The 4949-nt window shown below is 54.7% G+C and carries 4 protein-coding genes and 3 pseudogenes; 5 read left to right on the top strand and 2 right to left on the bottom strand.

Going from position 1 to position 4949, the window contains the following annotated elements; all coding sequences use genetic code 11:
* Nucleotides 1–127 precede the first annotated feature (127 nt).
* Nucleotides 128–730, bottom strand: a pseudogene (locus B9H04_RS17355) (IS110 family transposase); the annotation flags it as partial.
* Between the two features lie 370 nt (nt 731–1100).
* Here B9H04_RS17355 and B9H04_RS17350 point away from each other — a divergent pair.
* From B9H04_RS17350 to B9H04_RS17335, 5 genes and pseudogenes are all read left to right on the top strand, one after another.
* Nucleotides 1101–1946 (top strand): halocyanin domain-containing protein, encoded by an 846-nt coding sequence (locus tag B9H04_RS17350; RefSeq protein WP_248648727.1) that lies wholly within the window; start codon nt 1101–1103, stop codon nt 1944–1946.
* Nucleotides 1947–2214: 268 nt separating this feature from the next.
* Nucleotides 2215–3099: pseudogene (locus tag B9H04_RS17345) on the top strand (IS1595 family transposase).
* 459 nt (nt 3100–3558) lie between these two features.
* Nucleotides 3559–3858, top strand: coding sequence for a 7TM diverse intracellular signaling domain-containing protein (locus B9H04_RS17340; protein WP_049901876.1), 300 nt, complete (start codon nt 3559–3561; stop codon nt 3856–3858).
* Nucleotides 3851–4015 (top strand): hypothetical protein, encoded by a 165-nt coding sequence (locus tag B9H04_RS19340; RefSeq protein ID WP_248648728.1) that lies wholly within the window; start codon nt 3851–3853, stop codon nt 4013–4015. Before B9H04_RS17340 ends, B9H04_RS19340 begins: the two co-directional genes overlap by 8 nt.
* 21 nt (nt 4016–4036) lie before the next feature.
* Nucleotides 4037–4561: a HAMP domain-containing protein gene (locus tag B9H04_RS17335; protein WP_248648729.1), complete on the top strand. Its 525-nt coding sequence runs from the start codon at nt 4037–4039 to the stop codon at nt 4559–4561.
* Between the two features lie 212 nt (nt 4562–4773).
* Here B9H04_RS17335 and B9H04_RS17330 read toward each other — a convergent pair.
* A pseudogene (locus B9H04_RS17330) lies at nt 4774–4949 on the bottom strand (IS5/IS1182 family transposase); the annotation flags it as partial.

The raw sequence follows: 4949 nt of genomic DNA, 5'->3' as shown, positions 1-4949 counted from the left end.
CGTCTTCGGCCTCACGTAGCAGTTCATCGATTTCTTCCTCAGTCAAGTGATGCTCAATCTCTTTTCGACGTGAGCGCTCCATTACTCTTCTATCAAGCTTAACTAACAAAAGTTTTCATACTCATTACAGAGACCCAGCGCGCTCTTCGATCGTCTCATCAAGCTTCTGAATCTCTTCGGTGAGCGACTCGATCAGGTTGAGGTACGACTCGAGCAGCGTGTCGAATGGCGTCGGGATCGAGAGTCCCCGCAGGGACTCTCGTCCCTCCACGGTTAGCGGTTTCACGTCTTCGGTGATGCCGTGATCGGAGAGGAGTCCATGAACCTTATTGGCGTACTTGGTACGGTTTTCGACCAAGGTCTGTCGCCCGCGCACGAGTGCGCGAGCTTCCCTGACCTCCTCGGTTGGAACGTAGCTTTCAGGCACCGAATTTAACCGGAGCATCCGCGCGAGTTCTTTGGCGTCAACGCGGTCGGTTTTCTTGTCGGTGTCTGCGATCTGGTTGATCTTTTTGGGATGAGCAACGGTCACATCCAAGTGCTCCGACAGCGTGTCGTGGATGTGGTAGTAGTTGGAGGTCGCCTCAAGCACGGCTTGTGCGCCGGCGTACCGCTGGGCGAGCTCGCCGAGGTTCGCGTTCTCGACGCGAACCTCTTCGACGATCTTCCCAGCCTCATCCATTACTGCCACCTGTGCGTACCGTTTGTGGACGTCGATTCCGAGGTACATGGTTGGTTCACCCGGGACGCCAGTGCGTGAAGCAGAGATTCACCTATTCGGTCTTTCCCGGATGCCGCGGGCGCGGCATCCGGACTGTAACGCCCATGACTCGGCTTCTTTCGCACACGGACCAGTCAACAGAACGTGCTCGATGGCAAGTGAAATCCGTCGGTCTCTTGCGCCCCATATCTTGTTTCACGCTCTGCTAGGATAGCAGCGTTTCCGTCGAGTCAACAGAACCTTAGGTGTGATCGTCTTGCGGAGAATGAGATTTGAGACTGTCAATCCCTTCCAGGAGCGAATCTCAACGGACCAATTCTAATTGAATGAAAACCATCTACAACTTTGTTTATATACCTAGGTCAATAGCTACGCGGAGATGCCCTCCAACAATCGCCGCACATTCCTCGGTGCAAGTGTAGCTGTTGGGCTCGGTTCGCTGACCGGGTTCAATAAATTCCAAGGACACGACACCAGTGTAACCAGCACAGCAGGCAACAACGACGACGAGAACTCTCTGGATACGTGGCTTGCAGCTGCGAATGATCCACAGACGCACCAGATCCTCGATCTCCGGTATGATGATCCGCCGACAGTGTATCTCGGCGTGTCAAACACGAAGTCGTTCTCCCTGCCCGCGATCAAGGTGGCACCCGACACGACGGTGACGTGGGAGTGGATCGGAGATAGCGCCGAGTACAACGTCGTGGCTACCGATGGGACCTTCGACAGTGGTCAGCCGGTCTCGGGGCCAGGAACGACATTCGAGTACACCTTCGACGCAGAAGGGACGTACAAATACGTCAGCGAACCGCACGCTGACGCAGGGATGAAAGGTGTCGTTGTGGTCGACACTGCGCCGTCGAGCGAGTATCCGACTGTCGATAAGTGGCTCGCCGGAACAAATGAATACGATGGAACCATCACAGATCAAACGGATACAGACCTTATCGAGATTACCACCGGGGCGAAAGGAAACGGTTCCCACTTGGCGTTCAACCCCCATGCGGTGAAGGTCTCGACCGGAACAACAATCCGGTGGTCATGGACTGGAAAAGGAGGTGGACATAATATCGTCTTCGAAGACGGTAACTTCGGTAGTGAGTCTGTTCACGCCGAGTCTGGCATCCATTTCGAGGAAACGTTCTCTGAAACTGGCGTCTTCAGATACGCCTGTAAACCGCACCATGATCTCGGCCACCGTGGTGCGATCATCGTTGAGTGAATCGACTCGGAGTCAAGCCCCGTATCATTCGTCTCGACCACTTATTCACGAGATGGATCCAGTCAATCTGCGTCTGTGGCTCGTTAATACCTGTAAGGCACCCACTCAAAGCGACCCCGACACCAACAGAGAGGCCGGTACGTCGTTTCATTACTTCGGCGTTACAATTAGAATGGGGCGCTCTTCTGTAGGGGATTGTTGATACTGGTGAGCTGTCGCTGTGGAGTCGAAGAGGACACTGACACCGCGTCAGCGGTGTCCGACACGAGTGATTCCGCTGGATGTGTTTGGGTCGGGATCAGTCGCAGCGGATCTGTTACAGCAGGTTCGCTGGTGTGACGGCGTTTCTTGTCCTCGCTGCCGTTCTGACCGAGCGGTCAGAAACGGCAGCTACGGGCACTTTCAGCGGTATCTGTGTAAGGATTGCGGCCGCACGTTCAACGATAAGACCGGCACGATCTTCGCTCACTCGAAGATCGCACTCCGCAAGTGGCTGTTTTCGATCTGCGCGTTTTTGCGGTTTAACACGAGCCTCAGGCAGTTACAGTGCGAAATCGAGGTCACCTACAAAACGATTCACAGGCGTGTCGAGCGCTTCGCTGAAGCGCTCGACGCGCCGTCACTCGATCTCCGTGGCCCGGTTGAAATTGACGAGTTCTACGTCTCTGCCGGCTTGAAAGGCCGCGAGCGCGACCGTTTGTCGCGCTCTCGCGGCCTCTCTTGACGCGGACCCGGAACGTATGATCAAGACAAACCGCCCGTGTTCGTCCTCGTGGATCGTGGTACCGAACAACGGTACGTTGTGCCGGCGAAATCCGCAGACGAATCGGCGATCCGGCTCCTGCTGGCGGTCAGCCAGCAGGAGCCTCTCACCGTCTACACCGATGGATTCTACGCGCACGATCCGCTTGGAGAAGATGAGCAATTCGACCGCGAATACGTCGTTCACGGAGACGGTGAATACGCCGACGACACGGTCCACGTGAACACCTGCGAGAGCCACGCGTCGCTGGCGCGACGGTGGCTCTCGCCGCATCAAGGCATCTCAAAAGACCGCCTCACACAGTATCTCCGAGCGTTTCAACTCAGACGAGAACTCTACCGCAACCCTGGACGAAAAACACTCAAACACGCCATCAAAGCGACTCTCTGAAATCAAAAATGTGCTACACAAGAGCGCATACATGATTTACTGACCTACTGAACCCACGCAGCAACCTTCACCACTTCTTTGGGTTCTGTTGACCTTCAGAAAGAGGCACCCAACCAGCCCCGTGGCCCATTCGCGCGTTGTGTCTCGCACGACCATCGGAACGTCTCTTTGAACCGATGGACTCCTCGACGCTCAATACGCGCTCTTCAGCGACCGGCTGTTTCAGGTGGATATATGTCTGAAGAATAAGATTTTGACAGAGCCAATCTCGTCTAAACAGCCGCCGAGGCGGTCGTTTTCGGTCATAGATCACTTTGAAACCTCACCGCCTCACGTTTCAATCCTTATCTGAACACCGCGTCTAGTAGAATCATAATTAATTTAATACTTCTCAGTGTGATTATTATAATTGAATTTCTTGGGAAAGCAGTTATTATCGCTGGGTTCACGATGTCGGACATGGCAGGAATCGGTCCGTTTTCAGTACTAGAGCTGGTTGGATTAACCGTTTCGCTACTGGGCTTGTTTCCAGTACTCCGTCAGCACAGACCGGACACAAAATGGTTCACTGTTGGATACTTGCTGTTGGTCGCCGGAATGGTCGCGACTAACCTAGAGGCGGTTGTCCTGCCGATGGTTTTGAATTTCACCGAACACGTCGTAGGGATCGGTCTCGCAGGGCTAGTGTTTCTGTTCGCGGCCTACGACCGGCGTAGTGAGGTTGCTCAGGATACCGAGGGGGTGAGCATAAATGACTGAGCTCACGATGCTTATTGATAGCGTTATCGCGCCTGCTGGCGACGCCTTGGGTGCACTCGGCTTTATCGGCGCAGCTATCTTGGGGTACAAAAATCAGCGAGATAGTGACGCTGAGTCGGCGTTCTGGATGGCGTTCAGCTTCGCTTCAACGCTCTGATTCACTTGGACCGCTAGCCTCATGCTCGAAAAAGCCGGGATCGCTCCGGAGATTTTCAACCCGGTGACCGGGGCGTTGATGACGACAACTGTCGCGGTATTCGCTATCGGCGGCACAGCGACTCTCGCGATTGTTCAAGATATGCAGGCCCTCGTCGACGACAGGGCACAGCAGCGGAAGGCCGCTGAAGAAAAACGTCGCGAAGCTGAGCGGCTCAAGTCCGAGGCAGAACAGCAACAGAAGGAAGTCGCGGAGCTTAACGCCCATCTTGAAACTAAGGCCAAAGAGTACCAGCAAGCCATGACGCGGGCTGCCAACGGTGACCTCACGGCTCGCGTTGATACGGACAGTCAGAACGACTCAATGGCCGAAATCGCAGAGGTGTTCAACACCATGGTGGCTGATCTGGAGGACACTATCGTTCAGGTCCGAGCGTTCGCCAAGGAGGTGTCTGCGTCGAGCGAGGCAGCATCTGACAACGCCGAAGAGGCTCAGAGTGCTAGTAAAGAAGTCAACCAGTCGATTCAAGAGATCATGCCGTGTTGAACGCAAGACGGCGGCAACATCGGATTTTCGATATTCGATCTTCTACCGGTAGCGGCGCTTTAGCTGTAGATTCTCAGATCGGGCGATTCGATTCGAGCAGAATTGTGCGGCGACCAAAGCATCAGTTTCACAAGATACCAGATAAACCATGAGGTGGACGATGGCGATGCCTCTCTCGGATACATTCGGAGAAGGGGAGCAGGCGGCGAGCTCTAACTCGCCGCCTGCTCGAGGTTATGGACGATACACTTCCGTGTGAGATCCCGGAACTGGCCGTGCCAGCTCCGGGAGCGGATCTCGTCGCCGTCGTCTTTTAGCATCGCAAACACGGTCTCACTCATTGACCGCTGGTTGTAGACATCATCGTCAATTCTGGCGTTGTGGGCTT

This window comes from Halorubrum ezzemoulense DSM 17463 (assembly GCF_002114285.1).
Lineage (GTDB): Archaea > Halobacteriota > Halobacteria > Halobacteriales > Haloferacaceae > Halorubrum > Halorubrum ezzemoulense.
The sequence above is the reverse complement of the archived record's forward strand: the minus strand, read 5'-3'. Positions and strand labels throughout refer to the sequence as shown.

Coding starts and splice junctions, on each gene's coding strand:
- B9H04_RS17350 (WP_248648727.1), top strand. CDS start 1,101: ATGCCCTCCAACAATCGCCGCACATTCCTCGGTGCAAGTGTAGCTGTT.
- B9H04_RS17340 (WP_049901876.1), top strand. CDS start 3,559: ATGGCAGGAATCGGTCCGTTTTCAGTACTAGAGCTGGTTGGATTAACC.
- B9H04_RS19340 (WP_248648728.1), top strand. CDS start 3,851: ATGACTGAGCTCACGATGCTTATTGATAGCGTTATCGCGCCTGCTGGC.
- B9H04_RS17335 (WP_248648729.1), top strand. CDS start 4,037: ATGCTCGAAAAAGCCGGGATCGCTCCGGAGATTTTCAACCCGGTGACC.